We start from the raw sequence: 19,734 nt of genomic DNA on the forward strand, positions 1-19,734 counted from the left end.
GGGGCATGGCAGTGCCAGTGCCCCTACAATCAACGATCGTTTCTACCTCACCAACTGGCAATCTGCTTTAAATTAACGTTGAGGTGCGCCTTCACCAAACTTAATTACAAGTGCGATCGCAATACTCACTAGCGTAATTAATACCATACTCAAAGCGGAACCAAAACCCCAATTTTGAGTAGCACCAAGAAACTGGTTATAGACTAATCTCGCTGCTGTCATGCTAGAAGCACCACCTAGTAATTCTGGGTTGACAAAATCGCCTAAAGCGGTAATAAAAACAAGCATTGAACCTGCAGTTAATCCTGGTAGAGTTTGTGGTATTGTAACTCGCCAAAAAGCTTGTGTAGGATTTGCGCCTAAATCGGCTGCTGCTTCTAGTAAACGTATATCTAACTTTTCTAGAGAAGCATATAAAATTAATACCATGTAAGGCAATAAGCTATAAGTCATAGCAATTAATACAGCCGGAGTATGGTTGAGTAATTCTAAAGGTTGCAAATGTAAAGTTTTTAATAAAGTATTTAATAAACCAGTTGGACGGAGAATGCTAATCCAAGCATAGGAACGTAGTAAAGAAGAAGTCCATAAGGGTAAAATAAAGACTAATAATAATAAATTACGCCAGCGTTTAGGAACAATTTGTGCAATCCAGTAAGCAACAGGAAAACTGAGAATTAAACAAATAATTGTTGTCGTAATTGATAAACCAAGGGAACGCAAAATTACGTGTAAATAAAGTGTATCAAATATCCGTATATAGTTTTCTATGCCACTAGGATTTACTAAATCTCCAGGGCGAATATTGGGTACTAAGCTTAATTGAAAAATGATTAATGTGGGTAGTACCAGCAAGAGTACTAACCAAATGCCTGATGGTACAAGTAATATTAAAGGTTGCAGCCAAGAGAGATTTAGATACTTATGCTTGCCAATTTTATGAATATTATTGACTGAGTTTAATTGATTTTCGGAAGTATGATTATGCATAATATTTTTAATAATTAAAACTCAAAAATTTTAACTACTAGTTAATTGCGTCCAATAGCGATCGTAAATTTCATCAAATTTTCCTACAGGCTTAATTCTTTCGCATTTCTCTAGAATTGACTCTGGTGGAAATAAACTCGTATTTTGCTGTAAGCTGATAGGTAATTGCTCAAACCCAGCCAGATTAGGCGTAGCAATATTTAGACGTTGGCTAATTTGGGCTGCTACTTCTGGCTGTAAAATAAAGTTTATCCAAGCATAGGCTCCATCTGGGTTAATAGCTGTTTTGGGAATTACGATTGTATCAGTCCATAATGAAGAACCACTCCGAGGAATTACATACTTTAATTTCGGATTTTCTTTGGTAACTCGGATAGCATCAGCCGAGTAACACATAGCTAATAATAAATCTCCTGCGAGGATTTGATTTTGCCAAGCTTCGGTATCAAATGCGGTGATATTGGGTTTAAGTGCTTTCAATTTTTCGTAAGCTTGTTTCACTTCATTTTCATTTTGCGAATTGTAGGAGTAACCCAGCATCCGCAAAACTGCACCCATGACTTCACGCACATCATTGAGCAAAGTCATGCGTTTTTTAAGTTTGTCTTGATTTTGCCAAAGATAATCCCAATCTTCTGGTGCTTCTAGGACTTCAGAATTATAAACTAAACCTGTTGTACCCCAATTAAAAGGAATACTATAGCGGTTTTTCTGGTCATAAGTAGGATTTTGAAACCGGGGAGATAAATTTTCTAAGCCGATGAGGCGATCGCGATCTATTTCTGTTAATAAATCTTTTTCTACCATCTTTTGTACCATATAGTCAGATGGATAGATAATGCTGTAATTACCACCACCTCCAGCTTGTAATTTAGCTAGCATGACATCATTAGATTCATAGACATCTGCTAGAATTTTCATTCCGGTTTGGGTACTAAAAGCTTTGAGTAATTGATTATCAGTATATTGCGTCCAGGTATATATATAAAGTTGGTCGCGTTGTCCTGAGGTTTTAGCACTAGCGCGAACATCTGCTAGTCGCCAACCACATCCAGCTAAAGATAAGCTAGAAAGTGCTGTGATTTGTTGGATAAATTTGCGTCTGTTTGTCATTTGTCAATGGTCAATGGTCAATGGTCAATGGTCAATGGTCAATGGTCAATGGTCAATGGTCAATGGTCAATGGTCAATGGTGGTAATGTAAACTTTAATTATTGCCTCTGGATTTTGGACTATTGACTTTGGACTATTGACTTTGGACTATTGACTCTGGACTATTGACTTTAAACTCTGATTAATTATTTTCTGAAACTTGCCCGATAGATTTAAGATATGCATTTAATTGTGGTGCTAATTCGTTAATCATTAATTTGAGTGTATTTACCTGTTCAATTGTTAACAGATTACGAGTATAAGCTCGTCTGAGCCAATGTTGGGTTTCGTTTAACGAACCTCTGGCCATTTTGACAAATCTTCTATTGTCTTGATAACTTCCTCTACCTACACCTTCTGCTATATTTGCGCCAATACTATCTGCTGCGCGCACAATCTGGTTACCAATCGTATTCTTGGCAAATAAATTCCATTGAGCAACTATTTTCCAAATAGTATCTGCTAGTTTTTCTGCTAATTGATAAACCCGTAATTCTTGAAAATATTTACTAGACATCCTATCAACCATTGACCCTGGACTATTGACTATTGACCCTGGACTATTGACTATTGACTATTGACAAATCGCCAAACAATCATTTTCCGCCCACCAAGCATAAATTGGTGTATTGGGGTCAGGTAAGCTACCAAAGGTGTTAGGTTGTAAGACATTAATACTAATGCCGTTGAGCAATTCCACGACGTAATTAACATGGGTACCTAAATACATAATGTTAATTAATCGCCCCTCAAAGCAGTTATGGGGGAAATTAGGTGGATAAAGTGAAAGTTGAATTTTTTCGGGACGGACGCTGACAACTACTGGCTGGGTGATTTCTGTAGGCGTTTCTTCGCGACGACTAACAACAATTGTCAGTCCTGTTTTAGTCTCGATTTGAATTGTAGAAGCTTCTACGCCAATAATTTCACCGCTAAATAAATTAGTATCGCCAATAAAATCAGCGACAAAAGATGTCCGAGGAAATTCGTAGATTTGGCTGGGAGTCCCAATTTGCTCTATTTTCCCTTGATTGATCACAGCGATGCGATCGCTCAATGATAAGGCTTCTTCTTGGTCGTGGGTGACCATAATAAAGGTTAATTGCAATTCTTTATGGAGATTGATTAACTCCACTTGCATTTCTTTACGTAGCTTTAAATCTAATGCTCCCAGGGGTTCATCGAGTAACAGCACTGAGGGACGGTTGACTAAAGCTCTCGCTAAAGCTACTCTCTGCTGTTGTCCTCCAGAAAGTTGATTAGGAAAGCGCGATCGCAAACTTTCCATTTTCACCAGTTTTAAAGCCTCTTTAACTCGGCGCTCGATTTCTGGTTTGCGCAATTTTTTCAAGCGCAGTCCAAAAGCGATGTTATCCCACACATTTAAGTGATTGAATAATGCATAGCTTTGAAATACAGTATTGACAGGTCGGCGGTAAGGCGGGACATTAGTCATAAACTGACCTTGAATCAATACCCTACCTGCGTCCGCTTCTTCAAATCCAGCAATTAAACGTAATAATGTGGTCTTGCCACAACCGGAAGGGCCTAAGATACTAAAAAATTCTCCTTGCCTAACGTCCAAGTCTACGCCATTAACAGCCGGTTCTTGGTTAAAAAACTTGAACACGTTACGCAGCTCAACATCTAGCGGCTGCAAAGCCATCATTTCCCCCCGATCCTGCGTCACAGTTTGAGCCATAATCCTCAGTAGAATGCCGTGAGCCTACGCGATCGTGCCACATTCAGGTAGTCTATTAACCAGCTGACCTCTGGCACTTTGGTTCATTGTATCCGTCAAAAACTATTGATTGGGAAGATGTTCTCGGAATTATTTGCCGATTCATACTGAGTACCGTGCTAGAGGATTGTGTATATCAATTAATACTAAATTTCTCAATCTTGGTTATCGTATTTTTTTATGGCTTTATCGTACATTCAAGGGTTTAATACCCACACTTCTTGTAGGTCTCAGCACGGCGCAGTCAACCGTCAACAGTCAACAGTCAACAGTCAACCGTCAACAGTCAACAGTCAACCGTCAACAGTCAACAGATAATTGACTAATCAACCATCATTGTTGTTGATACTCATCTTTGAGCGATCGCAATAGATCGCTGGTTAAAGAATCAACAAAATTGTATAAATTATATTAATTTTGCAGTCATTACTCATGCTATGGCCCTAATAGAACCTACTCCTCTGGGAAGACCAAAAAATACCCGTACTGTTGGCAAAAGTTTTCAGCCAACATTCCTGATTATATTTACGCTGTTAATGACAAGTGCCATAGGTGCGCGGTTGGCATACTTACAAATAGTTGAAGGTGCAAATCATCGTAAACGCGCTGAATCTAACCGTATTAGAATGATCCCCAAACAGCCAGAAAGGGGTAATATTTTTGACCGTAATGGTAAACTTTTAGCTAGTACTCGCTATCCGCGATCGGTATATTTGTGGCCGATGGCTCATACCAAGCCTTCCTGGCCTGTTGTCGGGGCGCGTCTCTCCCAAATTCTCGATATTCCTCAGTCGGAAATTGAAAAACAGCTAGTAACAGCCGGGAGAAACTCTTCATCGTTGATTAGGATTGCACGGGATGTCAATGAAGCGGAAATTACTGCCTTAAAAGAGTATCAGAGCGAACTCACAGATGTAGAAATTCATCTCGACGCTGTGCGTTATTATCCTCACGGCAGACCAATGGCTCATGTACTTGGCTATACTCGCGAACTGACTGCCGAGCAGTTAAAAAAGAAGCGCCAAGAAGGCTATCGCTTGGGAGATGTGATTGGTCAGATGGGGGTAGAAAAAGCCTATGAGAAGCAACTTAGAGGTGAATGGGGCGGTCAACAAGTAGAGGTGGATGGTGCTGGTAGACCGCTCAGGGTTTTGGGGGAGAAACAAGCTAAAGCTGGTAACGATTTGCACTTAACCATTGATTTGGAAATGCAAAAAACAGCAGAAAAAGCCTTAGGTACCCGCAATGGCGCGATAGTTGCCCTCAATCCCAAAAATGGTGCGGTTTTGGCACTGGTATCTCATCCTACCTTCGATCCCAATATTTTCTCTAAGCAGAAACTCTCGCAAAAAGACTGGGACACTGTTCAAGGCGAAGAACATCCTTTGGTGAATCGTGCCTTAAGTGTCTTTCCTCCTGCTAGTACCTTTAAAATTGTTACTACAACTGCTGGTTTAGAATCGGGTAAATTTTCTCCTAGTACCGTGCTGCAAACCTACGGTTCCTTAACGGTTGGTGGTACTACTTTTGGTGAATGGAACCACGCCGGATTCGGGCCTTTAGGCTTTGTTGGTGCATTACAGTGGAGTAGCGATACATTCTTTTATCAAATTGGTAGGGGAGTTGGCGGCCCGACTTTGATTGAGTGGACGCGCAAGTATGGATTTGGGGAAAAAACCGGCTTTGAGTTTGTTTCTGAAGAAGCGAAAGGTTTAGTTCCCGATGAGACATGGAAGCAGAAAGTATGGAAAATGCCCTGGACTGTAGGCGACAGTATTAATATGTCCATTGGTCAAGGTGCTTTACAAACCACGCCGCTACAAGTAGCAATTATGTTTGCTGTACCTGCTAATGGTGGCGATCGCGTCCAGCCCCATTTACTTAAAGATAATGAAGATGCAAAAAGCTGGCGTTCATCGTTAAATATGAAACCGTCAACCATTAAGGTACTGCAGGAAGGACTGCGAAAAGTTATATCTGAAGGTACAGGTAAAGCTTTAAATACACCCACAATTCCCCCAGTAGCAGGTAAAAGCGGTACAGCGGAAGCCTGGAAACGCGGTGTCAAGCAAAATCACGCTTGGTTTGGTGCTTACGCGCCAGCCGATAAACCAGAGGTATTAATAGTAGCCTTCGCCGAACATTCTGGAGGCGGTGGCGGTAGTGTCGCTGCGCCGATGATTAAGGAAATTATGGAAGAGTATTTTCACCGGAAATACCCCGGTAAGTATCAAAAGCCAGAAGCGAAGAAGTAAGGGGGCAGGGGGCAGGGGGACAAAATCAATTCAAAATTCAAAATTCAAAATTCAAAATTAAGAATTAAGAATTCTATTTAACTTTTGCCCAATGCCCAATGCCCAATGACAAATGACAAATGACAAATGACCAGATTAGTAAAGATTATGTGATGATGTTGTAAGTGTGTAAAGAATTAATAACAGAGCAGTCAGGAAGCGGTTAGGAATGGATTATCGGGATGCTGGGGTTGATGTTGAGGCTGGGCGAGCCTTTGTAGACCAAATTCGCAATTTGGTTCACAGTACTTTTAGAAAGGAAGTACTTGGTGGATTGGGCGGTTTTGGTGGTTGCTTCCAGCTTCCTAGTGGTTATCAGGAACCTGTGTTGGTTTCTGGTACTGATGGTGTCGGTACAAAGCTGAAAATCGCTCAAGTTCTCAATCGTCACGATACTGTAGGTATTGATTTGGTGGCGATGTGTGTGAACGATGTGCTGACTTCTGGGGCGGAACCGTTGTTTTTTTTGGACTATTTAGCCACAGGGAAGCTGGAGAAGGAACAATTAACTGAGGTTGTGGCGGGTATAGCCTCTGGATGTAAGCAAGCTGGTTGTGCTTTGCTGGGTGGAGAAACAGCAGAAATGCCCGGTTTTTACCAAGTGGGCGAGTATGATTTGGCAGGATTCTGTGTGGGAATCGTAGAAAAAAGCCAAATGTTAGATGGTTCTCAGGTAAAAGTCGGAGATATTGCGATCGCACTTGCTAGTTCTGGTGTCCATAGTAATGGCTTAAGTTTAGTTCGTAAGGTTGTTAGCGATGGCGGATTTGCTTGGGATCAACGTCCAGAATTATTAGGCGGGCAAACTATCGCCGAAACTTTTCTCAACCCTACCAGAATTTACGTCAAACCCGTACTCGCTGCACGTAAAGCAGGTTTAGAAATTCACGGGATGGCGCATATTACAGGTGGCGGTTTACCAGAAAATTTACCCAGATGTTTGGGCACAAATCAAGCAATTAAAATTAACCCTAATAGTTGGCAAATTCCGCCGATTTTTCAGTGGCTAGCCCAAGCAGGTAATGTAAATCCTGAGGCTATGTACAATACTTTTAATATGGGTATTGGTTTTGTACTTTTAGTACCTCCAACGCAAGTAGAACAAACAATTAACTACTTTCAATCAGAAGAAATACCTGCTTTTGCCATTGGTGAAGTAATTACTGGCGATAATTCATTAGTGGGATTACTTTGATAAATCAAAAAATTGATGCAGGTTATGCATAAATATTGAGGCTAGTCAATAGCTGGTATTTTGCTAACAATAGATGATGTTTCCTAACAAATGCTAATATAGTGGTATGGCTTACGTACCACTACGAAAAGCGGTTAAAGCGCTGGGATTACACCCAAATACTTTAAGGAAATACGCCGACAATGGGAAAATCGAGAGCATCAAAAACGAAGCAGGACAAAGGCTCTTTAACGTCGAGTCCTACCTTCGCGGTGCAACAGATCGCTCCCTTGTTTGCTACTGCCGAGTCAGTTCAACCAAGCAACGAGACGACCTTGGCAGGCAAATTGCCTACATGCAATCACTCTACCCGGAAGCCGAAATCATCAAAGATATCGGCAGTGGAATCAACTTCAAACGTAAAGGACTGCAAACCTTACTGGACAGCGAATTAGGTCAAAATCGGTACGTCAAATGTTGACACTATCTCATTACCGTTTTAAGCAATTTCTAAAACACAAAGCTTTTGAAAATAACAAATTGGTAATAGATGTTAATGAGGCGTATACATCCAAAACAGTTAGCTGGACTGGTGAAATAATCCACAATCTTGGTGGAGGTAAATTCATTAAGTCACTAACTGACGGGCGAGTTATGCCGAGGGATCTAAATGGTGCGCGAGGGATTTTCCTTCGTGCATTGGTTGATACGCCTTCACTACGTGAGTGTATTTGTTAATGAATGTTAGCAAAAAAGTATCGGTGCTAAAAAATACATAATTTGTCGAGGCGGTGTTCTGAGATATTCACTCTCAAACAAGTTCTGTAGATGAAACCCGCCTATACAAATGTCTCCAGAGGAAAAGTTTCTCAACCATTGACTATTGACAATTGACTATTGACTAACTCGATGGCAGTAATTGTTACCTATTCTGATTGATTCAATTGAAAATACTCATCGCCGTCAGTGTTGAGATTTGCTAACGTAGTCTTAATATATTGAAAACTTTGCGGTCAAAGTCAAAAAAATCACTAAAACACTAATTCAAAGTGTTGGGTGTTTATTATCTAAAAATGTGTGGCGTGTTCTTGTGTGATTAACAATGTATTTTTATCTTAGAGGGGGTTATGGTTGTAAATTTAGCTCGGACTTCTGCTTCCACGGAAATTTTACAGCAAGTATTCCAGAATATTGATGCTCAAAGTTGTCCGAGGTTATTTAACTTTCACATGCATACTGTCTATTCTGATGGCAAATTGCAGCCCAATATATTGATGGAGCAAGCGATCGCTATCGGATTAAAAGGACTAGCAATTACCGATCATCATACTATTGGCGGCTATCAAGCAGCAAAGGCTTGGTTAGAAGACTGGAAGTGGAATCATCCTCACAGCAGCATTCCTGAATTATGGAGTGGAGTAGAGATTGACGCCGAACTTTTGGATGCTAAAGTGCATATTTTGGCTTATTCATTCCAAATAGAACACAGCAGCATGAAACCTTATTTACAAAGGAGAATTACTACAGGTAAAGAATATCAAGCAAATAACGTCATTGATGCAATTCATGAAGCTGGGGGATTAGCGGTACTGGCGCATCCAGCACGTTACAAGCGATCGCATTTTGATTTAATTCCTGCTGCTGCTGCACTAGAAATTGATGGTGTAGAAAGTTTCTACGCTTACGCTAATCCAAACCCTTGGAAACCCAGTGATTTGGAATCAGAACAAGCACAGCAATTGGCTGGAGTATATGGTCTTTTCAATACCTGTGGTACTGATACTCATGGTCTAAGCATACTTCAGCGTTTATAGTTTTTGGGCATTGGGCATTGGGCATTGAAACAATTTTGGATTTTGGATTTTGGATTTTAGATTTAGATTAGAATCCACGCATCGCAAATCTAAAATCTAAAATTCTTTGTCCTTATTACCCTAATTACCCTAATCTCTCATTTCAAGACAAATAAAATCTTGACAATAAAAACCCGAAAATAAAGCAGGCTAAGGCAATCGCTATTGCTAATAATATCGGCACGCTGGGGCGCTCTGTTGGTAGTTCCATCAGTATCCGCACTGAACTGAGATCGGTTTGGCAATTAGGGCAAATATTACCTTCAATATCAGTGCGATCGCATACTGGACAAGTTAATTTAGGATTCAATTCTCAACCCCTCCCATAAAACCAAAATCATTTCATTGACAATCGCTTCTTTTGGTACATCATCCACAAAAGTACTGGCGAGGGGAAGACTCTCAATTACAGACAGAAAAAATCCGGCTAGCAGTTGGGGACGTACTTGTCGAATTTCGCCTCGCTGTTGTGCTTGGGTAAATATTTGACAAATAGGTTCAAATATGCAATTGGAAGAGCAAGCGGTTAATCTCGCTGTATTTTCTGCATCCAATAAAGGCATATCTGTATGTACCATGCTTAAAAAGTGGATGGGAGGCTGAGACAGGAACCATCTAGCAATTGCATGGAGTTGCGATCGCAAATTCTCTTCATTTTTCCCAATAACTTGCTCGATACCTAAACGATGACGTTCAAACATCCGTTCGTTGACGGAGACAAACAGCTGCTCTTTACTAGGAAAATGATAATACAAAGAAGCCTGGCGAATTCCTACTGCATCAGCAATTTCCCTCATTGTCACTGTATTATAGCCCCGGCTGCGGAATAGCTCTTCTGCTTGCTCAAGAATTCTTTCTCTACCACCAGATGAGACTTGTTTTGGAGAGTTGCGATCGTCTGGCACTCTCAAACCTACCTAACGTTTAGTAGTCAACTTTCAAATATTATATTACACTGGCAAATAATCTGCTTATTTGTGAACCTAAATCAGTAGATTTATCGTCTAGTGCATAAATAACCTGATCTAGCAATTTTGAGAGTAAAGTATTTAAAAATACAACAACCAGCTATTGATAATTGCTCCCGTTCTTCCGCCCAAAATCTGCTGAGAACGATTGCTGAAATGGGAAAAATATTCCGAAAAAAGGCTCATTTATAGCCATGATTTCACACCAGTAATTCATGATGAAGAGTTAATTCTGTAACCAATGAACCAATTATCGAATTCACCAGAATCATCTACTATTTCCCGCCGCACACTGCTTAAGTGGTTCGGTATTGGTAGTATCGCTGGAGTAACTGGATACTCTCGTTTCAGTAAACCACAACCAACGGTTTTTCAAAGAGAAACCCTACAACTACCCAGGATGTTAAGTCAAAATAAATCTGTAGTAGTTATCGGGGCTGGATTAGCAGGTTTAGCTTGCGCTTATGAGTTGAGTCAAAGGGGATTTGCGGTAACACTGTTAGAAAAATCTCCGCAACTTGGTGGTAAAATTGCTAGTTGGCAAATTGAAGCCGTAGGTGAAACCTTTATGATGGAACACGGGTTCCACGGCTTTTTTCCGCAGTACTATAACTTGAATGGTTTAGTTAGCGAACTGGGGATAAAAGATAATTTTCAATCATTAAATTTTTATGCGGTTGTGTACCGCGATCGCAAATATCAACCGGAGATATTTCGCCCTAGTAGTTCCGCCTTTCCTTGGAATATTGTAGATTTAGCGATCGCCTCGCCCAATCGCTTACAATGGGGTATTAATTTAATTAACTTAAAACACTTACAAGTCTTTCAAGCAATTACTGGATTTCAACGAGAAAGAAATTACCAACGCTTCGATAATATTTCTGTTGCCGATTGGGTAGCAACGGAATTTCCTAGAGGTTTATATGATTTATATTTCCTCCCATTTGCGAAATCGAGTTTGAATGCACCAGATATGATGAGTGTGGGGGAATTGATGCAATTCTTCCATTTTTATTTTTTTGGTAATCCAGAAGGATTGGCTTTTAATGGTACTAAAGATGATATGGGGACGAGTTTAGTCCAACCAATCGCCAAATCAATTTTGCATAATGGCGGTAAAATTATTACCGATGCAACTGTGAGTGAAATTCTTGCCCAAGAAAATGAGATTGACTCGCTCAAATATTTTGTTGGTAGTAATAAAAATAATGTGCCTTTTTGGGTAAAGCGTAACTCAGTTGTGACTGATAAAGAAATTGAATATTTTGGCGCTGCTGATGAAGTATTCGCCGCATCACAGGAAAGCGAAACAGCAATTTCTCTTACTTGTACCCATCAAGGTTGTACTGTGAAAAAAGCCGATGATGGAAAATTCCATTGTCCTTGTCATGGTGCAGTATTTGCGGCTGATGGGAAAGTGTTAAAAGGGCCTGCAAAACGAGATTTAGCTAAGTTTAAAATAGCTAAACGCCAAGATGAGGAAGTACAATTAGTAGCAGCTAATCAAGAATCATCATCACCCCAGACAATCGCCGCAGATTATTTTGTATTTGCAACTGACGTACCGGGAGTAAAGCAACTATTTAAACAGATTAAAGGTGAAGTAGATCAAAAAGTGCGATCGCAAGTAACAGCTTTAGATATTGCCGATCCCTTTGCTGTCTGTCGCTTTTGGTTTAACCGTGATTTTCAGTGGGAACAAAGTAATTTTACTTCCTTATCAGGTTACCAGCTAACTGATAGCATAACTCTTTATCATCGCATTCAAGAACAATTCATTGATTGGGCACAACGCACAGGTGGTAGTGTCGTAGAATTACACGCCTATTGTTATAAAGAAAAAGAATTTCCCACCCAAGAAGCTTTATTAGCGAAATTTGAGGAAGAACTGTATGAAATTGTCCCCGAATTAAAGCAAGCAGAGATATTACATCGGGAATTAGTAAATCAACATAACTTTTCTGGCTACCCGCCAAACAGTTATGCACAACGCCCAGAAACTAGCACTGATATTCCTAATTTAATTTTTGCTGGCGATTGGGTAAAAATGCCCTTTCCTTGTGGGTTAATGGAACGAGCCGTTAGCAGTGGCTTATTAGCCGCCAATGAGATTTTATCTCGTGAGGGTTTGCAGAAGCGATCGCTTTTCTCGGTGAATCCTGAAGGAATGTTACAAATTTAATTATTAAAGCCTCTCTTCCACGTTTCCAGGAGAGGGCTTTAAAATCACAAAATAAATCTAAATTCTTAGTAGGGTGTGTTATGCCGTAGGCTAACGCACCTTAAATATTTAATGGTATGTTGGTGCGTTTACTCCGTGAGACAACACACCATACAATTTGGTTATTTTGCAGAGTTTAAACCAATTACACCAATCACAATTAAAAAGATAGATACCAGCTTAACGGTAGTAATAGATTCACGGAACCAAAAAATACCAATCAGAGCAATTAGCGTAGTTCCTAAACCAGCCCAAAAAGAATAAGCTACGCTAACTTCAATTGTTTTTAGGGAAAGTGTTAAAAAAGTCAAACAAAGTCCGTAAAAGACAAATATAAATACTGTCGGCAATCCTTGAGTAAATCCTTGTGACAACTTCATACAAGTTGTACCTAAAACCTCAAATATTACCGCAGCAACTAAGTAAACCCAACTGATGAGCATTTTGATGATAAATAATTGAATTTTTAATTTTCTCTAAGCGAACAATAAAAATCAATAAGTATTTGTAGGGTGAGCATTGCTTATCTACTTAAACAAACGACTAAATTATAAGTGAAGTGAGTAATAAATTTATTCAGCCTTAAGTATGTTGATTATGAATAATTTTTCGTCTTTAAGAGAGAGATTGATGTTCAGGAAAATCATTTATGCGCGTTCATCATCTCAATTGCGGTTGTATGTGCCCCATAGGGGGAGCATTATTTGACGGTTTTAGTCGCGGATTAACAGCGCATCTCGTTTGTCACTGTTTGTTGATTGAGACAAATCAGGGGTTAGTGCTGGTAGATACAGGCTTTGGTAAGCAGGATATTAAAGCGCCCTTATCCAGACTCAGCCCTTTCTTTATGAATTTGAATCGTATTCAATTTGAACAAAAATATACGGCTGTTGCAGCGATTGAAAAACTTGGCTTTAACCCCCGCGATGTGCGTCACATAGTCTTGACACACCTCGATTTCGATCATGCAGGGGGTTTGGAAGATTTTCCAGAGGCGACAGTTCATGTCATGTTGAGTGAGAAACAAGCAGCACAGCAACGCCAAGGTTTTATTTCTTCACAACGTTATCGTCCCGGACAGTGGGATGATGTGAAACATTGGAAGTATTATTCTGCAGGTGGTGAACCCTGGTTTGGCTTTGCAGCAGTACGTAACTTGGAAGGATTACCGCCAGAAATCCTACTGATTCCGCTTTTGGGTCATACTAAAGGTCATGCAGGTATAGCTGTTCAAACATCTGATGGTTGGCTGCTACATGCAGGTGATGCTTACTTTTACCGCGATGAAATGGACTCTGTTCAGTTTAATTGTACGCCAGGTTTACGCGCTTACCAATGGTTGATGGAAGTAGACCGTCAAGCGCGACTTGAAAATCAAAATAAATTGCGCAGGTTACGCCAGAATTACAGTAATGATGTGCGATTATTTTGCAGCCATGATGCAATTGAGTTACAAAATTTTGCTGCTGAAAATAATGTGCCATCCCATAGCACGCCTCAATGATTGGTGAAATTTTGATTTTGAAAAAAGAATGCGAGAGATTGTAGGGGCATCGGCAATGCCGTGCCCTCTAGAATATATTGATGCGATCGCCAACATTATTTAAATTGGTATAATAATTTATTTTCTCTCTGCTTACATACAGTTTTTATTATTAAGATTTTTGACATAAAAAGCCTACAAAAATAAGCTAACAATAATTTGTAGGTGGTTGTTTAGGGATTTAATTGTCAGATTCTTACAGTAAGATAGATTTTTATTGAATGTCTGTATGCTGTTATTTTTTGGTGATGATTAAGGTTGGCTAATTTAAGCACCGATTTAAAAACTAGATAACTAGTACCTAATGGTTGGAAAAAGACAAATTTTTGATCGCAATTACGCAAAATTTTGGCAGTGAATTATAAATCCATATGTTCTTGTAATTTCTTATAGCGTTTGTGATTCATCAACCATTGTTGACATACTTGTGTAACTAATTTTTTTTCCTCTTCAGTCCACAATTCTTCTGCTTTTCCAGCAGCTAATATTTTCGCAGCTTTTGCTGCTTTGTCGTGTCTCACACCATATTTGACAAAATCTGTGTGAAATATCTTCTCTTTCTCCTCTTTTGAAACTTTAAAGTTGTATTGCATAATTTCACTAGGCTAAGGAACAAGGAACACAACTCAATCTTTACAAAGCTTAATGTTGATTAACTTCTCTCCAAAGTGTGATGATGCGATGCGCTTAAGAATTTCTTTATTTTTTCGAGGATAATGGAATGAACCATGAACGCAATTACTTCGGGATAAGCGGTAAGGGTTCATTTTGCGAAAACGGCATCGAGTTAAGATGCGATCGCTCTCTACGATCGAGCTAAAATTTACAATCCTGGGAAGGCGATCGCCAATATTTTACGGTTAAGCGATAAAAATACCGTAGACTCAGATAACCGAATATCTATATACTACTGTTAGTTTATCGAGAAAGAGTATTATATAACTAATGGCTCTATACTCTGTTGTTACTAGTAAAGTCAGTAAAAATACTAAGCAGATTTTTACCCGTAGGGCATTCTTGCCAGAACATCAAAGCCTTCTGTGGCAGATTGATTCAGGCTTTGTGCGAACTTTTACATATTTAGAGGATGGTACCACAGTCGCCTTAGGATTGTGGGGGCCAGATGACATTGTTGGCAGTAGCTTATCTCGGCTACAACCATATCAAATGGAGTGCTTGACTAAAGTAGAAGCAAGAATCTTACCCATAGAAGAATGGGAGCAACCAACACAGACTTTGTTAAATCACATTCAACAAGCTGAAGAGTTGATGGTGATTCGCAGCTACAAAAAGGTAGATACCATGTTACTCAAATTATTGGCATGGTTATCGACAAAATTTGGTTTACAAGTCGAAAAAGGACGTTTAATCGATATGCGTCTGACTCATGAAGACTTAGCAGAAATTTTAGGTTCCACTCGCGTCACCATCACGCGGATTTTGGGACAGTTTGAGCAGGAAGGCTTAATCGATCGCTTGTCCCTACATCGGATTGTGTTAAAAGAAGAAGATATTTGGTATTACGAAATATAAATTGTTGACCGTTGACTGTTGACCGTTGACCGTTGACTTATTGACAACTGACAACTGACAACTAACTACTAACTACTGACTAAAGGTAGAATATACCTAATTTTCGTAGCTTCAAACGAAGTATGACAATGCATTCTTCTCTTCAACGTGCTTTTGCTAATCGCTGTGTCCTGAAGGCAATCAGCGGTTTAAATAACTTTGATAGCGATCGCGTCGCTGCTACTATCAAAGCTGCCGATTTGGGCGGTGCTACTTTTGTTGATATCGCTGCCGATGCTGCTTTAGTAAAATTAGCAAAAAGTTTGACCAATCTGCCAATCTGTGTATCAGCAGTAGAGCCAGAAAAATTCGTGCAAGCTGTGGCGGCTGGTGCAGATTTAATTGAAATCGGTAATTTCGATTCTTTCTATGCCCAAGGACGGAGATTTGAGGCGGAGGAAGTTCTTGCCCTAACTCACCAAACTCGTGCTTTGTTGCCAGAAATCACTTTATCTGTGACTGTGCCTCACATTCTGACATTAGATAAACAAGTACAACTAGCAGAAGAACTAGTCAAAGCTGGTGCTGATATTATCCAAACTGAAGGTGGTACCAGCAGCAGCCCCACCCACCCCGGAACTTTGGGCTTAATTGAAAAAGCTGCTCCCACCTTGGCTGCAGCTTTTGAAATTTCTCGCGCAGTTTCCGTACCCGTATTGTGTGCTTCCGGTATTTCTAGCGTGACAGCACCACTAGCGATCGCATCTGGTGCAGCTGGTGTGGGTGTCGGTTCAGCTATTAACCAACTCAACAGCGAAGTAGCCATGATTGCTGCTGTTCGTAGCATTGTTGAAGCTTTAACATCTGCGAAAGTAGGGGCTAGAGGCTAGAGGCTAGGGGCTAGGGGCTAGGGAATGGGGATATATAATTATTCTCTGCTCCCTACCCCCTGTTGTCTTAATCAAATAATTTTTCAGTCAGCCCTAATTATTCTCACAATTACCGCTAGGTTAAGATACTTCTAACTCACCCACTACTAAAATTCTCAACTCTGTAACTCGCCTCAAAGCATCATCATTGGTTAAGAATGCTTCACAACCAGCGCTTAAAGCGGCAGCTATCTGCAAGGCATCAAGTAACTGGAGGTTATAACGCACCCGAATTCTTGCAGCTTCTTGGGCAATAGCACCATTAATCTCTACAAAAACTACTTCATCCTGCTGCAACACATCAACAAAAGCTTCCTCTAAATCCGCTAACCCCAGACGTATAGCTCCTACCAAACATTCCGATAAAGTTATCGCAGATGCTACGGCTGTAATGTTAGTTTCTAGCCGATCAAAAATTGGATCGACTAAATCTACAAATTGCGGGTTACGTTCGACAAAATAAATTACGGGTGCGGTATCCAGAAATAAGCGAGAAACTCCCGTTAAGGCATCACTAATCTGCATTATTCTTCTCGCTGCAATCCTTCTCGATGCTCATCTGCAAACTTTCGAGTCCGCGAAACCCATTCTTGAGCATCTTCACCTAATAACGGATAGGGAGCCATACTTTTCAAATCGCTCCACTTGCGTTTTGGTTGCACTTGGGTGATATGTTTTTTTACACGTTCTACCAAATGCCCCATCACTGTCAATTGCTCTTCTGGAGTTAGTTGCTCAATCTCACTTAAAATTTTCTCCAGTGACGGACTCATTCATTTAACTATGATTAACTGCTATTAATTTTAGCGTCTTTGGGCAGGACTCTCAGCAAAGATTGAAGCATCTAAAGTAGGGGCTAGGGGCTAGAAGTTAGGGAATAATATATTCTCCCCTGCTCCCTGCCCCCTGCTCCCTGCCTCTCTTACAAACAATCCTTCAGGGCGTAAATCACCTTGTCTTGCTGTTCCTGTGTCAATTCTGGGAACATGGGCAAAGATATGACTTCATGACAGGCTTGCTCGGCAACTGGTAAGGAACCTGGTTGATAACCGAGATTTTGATAAATTGGTTGCAAATGTAAGGGTAAGGGATAGTAAACCATTGAACTTACACCCTTTTCTTGCAATTGCTGGCGCACTGAGTCGCGATATTTGGCGCTAGCACCGTTTCTCTCTGCATTAGAAACGCGAATTGTATATTGATTCCAGACACCAGCGCCGCCGGCTAACTCTTGGGGGACAATGATACCAGGAACTTGATTTAGGAATTGATGATAATAAGCGGCGATCGCTTTTCTGCTTTCGTTCCAATTATCTAAATAACGCAGTTTAATCTCTAAAATCGCGGCTTGAATTGCATCTAAGCGGCTATTTACACCAATTTCTTCATGGATGTAGCGCACCTTACTGCCATGATCCCGCAATACCCGCAGTTTACTGGCGATTTCTGGGTCATTGGTAGTAATTGCACCGCCATCACCGCAGCCGCCCAAGTTTTTTGTCGGGTAAAAACTGAAACAGCCAACGTGACCAATACTACCGACTTTTTGATTGTTCCAGCTTGCGCCTGTGGCTTGGGCGCAGTCTTCAATCACAGCTAAATTGTGAGCTTGAGCGATCGCCATTAGCGCCGTCATATCTACAGGTTGCCCAAACAGATGAACCGGGATAATAGCTTTAGTCTGGGGCGTAATTGCCGCTTCTACCTGTTTTAAATCAATATTAAAAGTATCATCAATATCAACAAAAACTGGCTTGGCACCTACTGCGCTAATAACTTCAGCCGTTGCAATAAAAGTAAAAGTTGTTGTAATTACTTCATCACCTGCACCAATATTTAAAGCACGTAGCGAGAGAAACAGTGCATCAGTACCGGAATTACAAGCTATGCATTCACTTACATGATGATAAGCAGCAAATTGTTTTTCAAAACCTTCTACTAAAGGCCCGCCAATATAACGACCAGAAGCCAGAACTTCCAACACAGCCGCACTCACCTCTGCTTCCAGGGTCGCATATTGCTGTTTAATATCAAAAGCAGGAACAGGATTTACACTTTGGATCATGAGTTTTTATTGATCTGGAAATACAAAAGATGCACTTCTACGCTCAATTGTTGCTATTAATGGTCAATGGTCAATGGTCAATAGTCAATAGGCATTGGGCATTGGGCATTGGGCATTGGGCATTGGGCATTGGGCAGAGACGCGATGAACCCTTGTCCCCCTTGTCTCCCTTGTCCTCCTTGTCCCCCTTGTCTCCCTTGTCCCCCTTCCCTTGTCCCCCTGCCCCCCTGCCTACCTACCCCCGGAGTAATGAGCAATGCAAGATTTAATCAAGCTGGATTTAGCTGATTTGGCGATCGCAATTGGGTTAATGGCGATCGCGGTTGGTTTATCTGCTTGGGAAAAGTTAGGACTAGAATTTAATTTCGTTGTCGCTACTGGGAGAACTCTTCTCCAATTAGCCGTCCTGGGATATGTTTTAGACTTCATCTTTGCTGTAAACAATGTTTGGGCAGTTGTGGGGATTGTAGTAATTATGCTGACGATTACGGCGATTGTCTCACGAAACCGCATCAGCCAAAAACTGCCACGGTTATTACCTTGGGTGTGGGGGTCAATTTTTGTTAGTACAGCATTGACTGTGCTTTATAGCATTTTTTTGATTATTGAACCAGATAGATGGTACGAACCCCGATATATTATTCCCTTGGCTGGGGTAGTTTTAGGTAATGCGATGAATGCAGCTGCGATCGCCGGGGAACGTCTGGTGAATACTATCAACTTATCTCACATAGAAATAGAAACTCATTTAAGCTTAGGTGCAACACCAGAGCAAGCTATTAGCCAATATCGTCGGGAAGCCATTCGCGCTGGCGTACTTCCTACCTTAAATCAAATGACGCTCATCGGCATGGTTGCACTTCCAGGAATCACCACCGGACAGTTACTAGCTGGAGTCAATGCGCCCGATGCTGTTTCCTACGAAATTTTGCTGATGTTTATGGTTGCTTTTGCTAACTTATTGACGACAGTGTTAATTACGCGGGGATTGTCGCGCCAGTTCTTTAACTCTACCGCGCAGTTAATTAGGTGAAATTTATAATTATCACAATTTGAAAAAATAATGTAACAAATAGATAGGGGTATGACCAAAGAGGCGGAGGGGCAGGGGGCAGGGAGCAGGGGGAGCAGTCCCTTGTCTTGGAGCCGTAACTGGCTCCCATGCTCTGCGTGGGAGCGATGATCGGGAGCATCCCAAATGTGCAAAAACGCCCTCACCCTATAAGGGTGGGGCTAGAAATACGAAGCCTGCCTTCGCAGGCTATCAAACTTTTAGCCTGCGAAGGCAGGCT

The 19,734-nt window shown here is 40.8% G+C and carries 22 protein-coding genes; 11 read left to right on the forward strand and 11 right to left on the reverse strand.

Translation table 11 applies throughout. The features are described from left to right. Window positions 1-72: 72 nt before the first annotated feature. The 4 genes from H6G08_RS23075 to H6G08_RS23090 form a co-directional block, all read right to left on the reverse strand. Entirely contained in the window at window positions 73-990 is a 918-nt protein-coding gene (locus H6G08_RS23075) for an ABC transporter permease (RefSeq protein ID WP_190547140.1), read from the reverse strand. Window positions 991-1,020: 30 nt separating this feature from the next. Next, complete coding sequence (locus tag H6G08_RS23080) at window positions 1,021-2,103, reverse strand: polyamine ABC transporter substrate-binding protein (RefSeq protein WP_190547142.1); 1,083 nt, start codon at window positions 2,101-2,103, stop codon at window positions 1,021-1,023. Between the two features lie 181 nt (window positions 2,104-2,284). Further along, a complete protein-coding gene (locus tag H6G08_RS23085; RefSeq protein ID WP_096643739.1) occupies window positions 2,285-2,659 on the reverse strand; it encodes a four helix bundle protein in 375 nt (124 codons plus the stop codon). Window positions 2,660-2,716: 57 nt separating this feature from the next. Further along, window positions 2,717-3,844, reverse strand: coding sequence for an ABC transporter ATP-binding protein (locus H6G08_RS23090; RefSeq protein WP_190547143.1), 1,128 nt, complete (start codon window positions 3,842-3,844; stop codon window positions 2,717-2,719). Window positions 3,845-3,977: 133 nt separating this feature from the next. Here H6G08_RS23090 and H6G08_RS23095 point away from each other — a divergent pair, with 133 nt between their 5' ends. The 6 genes from H6G08_RS23095 (at window position 3,978) to H6G08_RS23120 (ending at window position 9,165) form a co-directional block, all read left to right on the forward strand. Further along, a complete protein-coding gene (locus H6G08_RS23095) occupies window positions 3,978-4,205 on the forward strand; it encodes a hypothetical protein (RefSeq protein ID WP_190547179.1) in 228 nt (75 codons plus the stop codon). Between the two features lie 115 nt (window positions 4,206-4,320). Next, entirely contained in the window at window positions 4,321-6,138 is a 1,818-nt protein-coding gene (gene mrdA / locus H6G08_RS23100) for a penicillin-binding protein 2 (protein WP_190547145.1), read from the forward strand. Between the two features lie 208 nt (window positions 6,139-6,346). Then, window positions 6,347-7,372, forward strand: a complete 1,026-nt coding sequence (purM, locus tag H6G08_RS23105; protein WP_190547147.1) for a phosphoribosylformylglycinamidine cyclo-ligase — start codon at window positions 6,347-6,349, stop codon at window positions 7,370-7,372. A 106-nt stretch (window positions 7,373-7,478) separates the two neighbouring features. Continuing rightward, window positions 7,479-7,832, forward strand: coding sequence for a recombinase family protein (locus H6G08_RS23110; RefSeq protein WP_242046243.1), 354 nt, complete (start codon window positions 7,479-7,481; stop codon window positions 7,830-7,832). Next, the gene (locus H6G08_RS23115) at window positions 7,826-8,089 is read left to right on the forward strand and encodes a zinc ribbon domain-containing protein (protein WP_242046244.1); all 264 of its coding nucleotides are present in this window, start codon (window positions 7,826-7,828) and stop codon (window positions 8,087-8,089) included. Before H6G08_RS23110 ends, H6G08_RS23115 begins: the two co-directional genes overlap by 7 nt. A gap of 389 nt (window positions 8,090-8,478) precedes the next feature. Continuing rightward, window positions 8,479-9,165 carry a PHP domain-containing protein gene (locus H6G08_RS23120; RefSeq protein WP_190547149.1) on the forward strand — a complete coding sequence of 229 codons (687 nt, stop codon included), beginning with the start codon at window positions 8,479-8,481 and terminating at the stop codon, window positions 9,163-9,165. Window positions 9,166-9,307: 142 nt separating this feature from the next. Here the strand turns inward: H6G08_RS23120 and H6G08_RS37000 are convergent, their stop codons facing one another. Next, complete coding sequence (locus tag H6G08_RS37000; RefSeq protein ID WP_199322704.1) at window positions 9,308-9,514, reverse strand: hypothetical protein; 207 nt, start codon at window positions 9,512-9,514, stop codon at window positions 9,308-9,310. After that, complete coding sequence (locus H6G08_RS23130) at window positions 9,504-10,109, reverse strand: TetR/AcrR family transcriptional regulator (protein ID WP_190547151.1); 606 nt, start codon at window positions 10,107-10,109, stop codon at window positions 9,504-9,506. Before H6G08_RS23130 ends, H6G08_RS37000 begins: the two co-directional genes overlap by 11 nt. A gap of 304 nt (window positions 10,110-10,413) precedes the next feature. Here H6G08_RS23130 and H6G08_RS23135 point away from each other — a divergent pair, with 304 nt between their 5' ends. After that, window positions 10,414-12,354: an FAD-dependent oxidoreductase gene (locus H6G08_RS23135; RefSeq protein WP_190547153.1), complete on the forward strand. Its 1,941-nt coding sequence runs from the start codon at window positions 10,414-10,416 to the stop codon at window positions 12,352-12,354. A gap of 161 nt (window positions 12,355-12,515) precedes the next feature. Here the strand turns inward: H6G08_RS23135 and H6G08_RS23140 are convergent, their stop codons facing one another. Continuing rightward, window positions 12,516-12,836: a DMT family transporter gene (locus H6G08_RS23140; RefSeq protein WP_190547155.1), complete on the reverse strand. Its 321-nt coding sequence runs from the start codon at window positions 12,834-12,836 to the stop codon at window positions 12,516-12,518. 206 nt (window positions 12,837-13,042) lie between these two features. On the opposite strand from H6G08_RS23140, the gene H6G08_RS23145 reads away from it, so the two are divergent. Further along, the gene (locus tag H6G08_RS23145) at window positions 13,043-13,897 is read left to right on the forward strand and encodes an MBL fold metallo-hydrolase (protein ID WP_190547157.1); all 855 of its coding nucleotides are present in this window, start codon (window positions 13,043-13,045) and stop codon (window positions 13,895-13,897) included. A gap of 398 nt (window positions 13,898-14,295) precedes the next feature. On the opposite strand, the gene H6G08_RS23150 is transcribed toward H6G08_RS23145, so the two are convergent. Further along, window positions 14,296-14,529 carry a hypothetical protein gene (locus tag H6G08_RS23150; RefSeq protein ID WP_190547159.1) on the reverse strand — a complete coding sequence of 78 codons (234 nt, stop codon included), beginning with the start codon at window positions 14,527-14,529 and terminating at the stop codon, window positions 14,296-14,298. A gap of 352 nt (window positions 14,530-14,881) precedes the next feature. On the opposite strand from H6G08_RS23150, the gene H6G08_RS23155 reads away from it, so the two are divergent. Beyond that, window positions 14,882-15,469 (forward strand): Crp/Fnr family transcriptional regulator, encoded by a 588-nt coding sequence (locus H6G08_RS23155; RefSeq protein WP_190547161.1) that lies wholly within the window; start codon window positions 14,882-14,884, stop codon window positions 15,467-15,469. A 122-nt stretch (window positions 15,470-15,591) separates the two neighbouring features. Further along, the gene (locus H6G08_RS23160) at window positions 15,592-16,338 is read left to right on the forward strand and encodes a DUF561 domain-containing protein (RefSeq protein WP_190547163.1); all 747 of its coding nucleotides are present in this window, start codon (window positions 15,592-15,594) and stop codon (window positions 16,336-16,338) included. Window positions 16,339-16,458: 120 nt separating this feature from the next. Here H6G08_RS23160 and H6G08_RS23165 read toward each other — a convergent pair whose 3' ends face one another. The 3 genes from H6G08_RS23165 to H6G08_RS23175 form a co-directional block, all read right to left on the reverse strand. Then, the gene (locus tag H6G08_RS23165) at window positions 16,459-16,902 is read right to left on the reverse strand and encodes a type II toxin-antitoxin system VapC family toxin (protein ID WP_190547165.1); all 444 of its coding nucleotides are present in this window, start codon (window positions 16,900-16,902) and stop codon (window positions 16,459-16,461) included. Beyond that, window positions 16,902-17,150: a hypothetical protein gene (locus H6G08_RS23170; protein ID WP_190547167.1), complete on the reverse strand. Its 249-nt coding sequence runs from the start codon at window positions 17,148-17,150 to the stop codon at window positions 16,902-16,904. The genes H6G08_RS23165 and H6G08_RS23170 overlap by 1 nt, the downstream gene beginning before the upstream one ends. 149 nt (window positions 17,151-17,299) lie before the next feature. Beyond that, a complete protein-coding gene (locus H6G08_RS23175; protein WP_190547169.1) occupies window positions 17,300-18,442 on the reverse strand; it encodes a DegT/DnrJ/EryC1/StrS family aminotransferase in 1,143 nt (380 codons plus the stop codon). A 256-nt stretch (window positions 18,443-18,698) separates the two neighbouring features. On the opposite strand from H6G08_RS23175, the gene H6G08_RS23180 reads away from it, so the two are divergent. After that, window positions 18,699-19,475: an ABC transporter permease gene (locus H6G08_RS23180; protein WP_190547171.1), complete on the forward strand. Its 777-nt coding sequence runs from the start codon at window positions 18,699-18,701 to the stop codon at window positions 19,473-19,475. Window positions 19,476-19,734 lie beyond the last annotated feature (259 nt).

Source organism: Calothrix anomala FACHB-343, from assembly GCF_014696435.1.
Taxonomy (GTDB): Bacteria; Cyanobacteriota; Cyanobacteriia; order Cyanobacteriales; family Nostocaceae; genus Aulosira; species Aulosira anomala_A.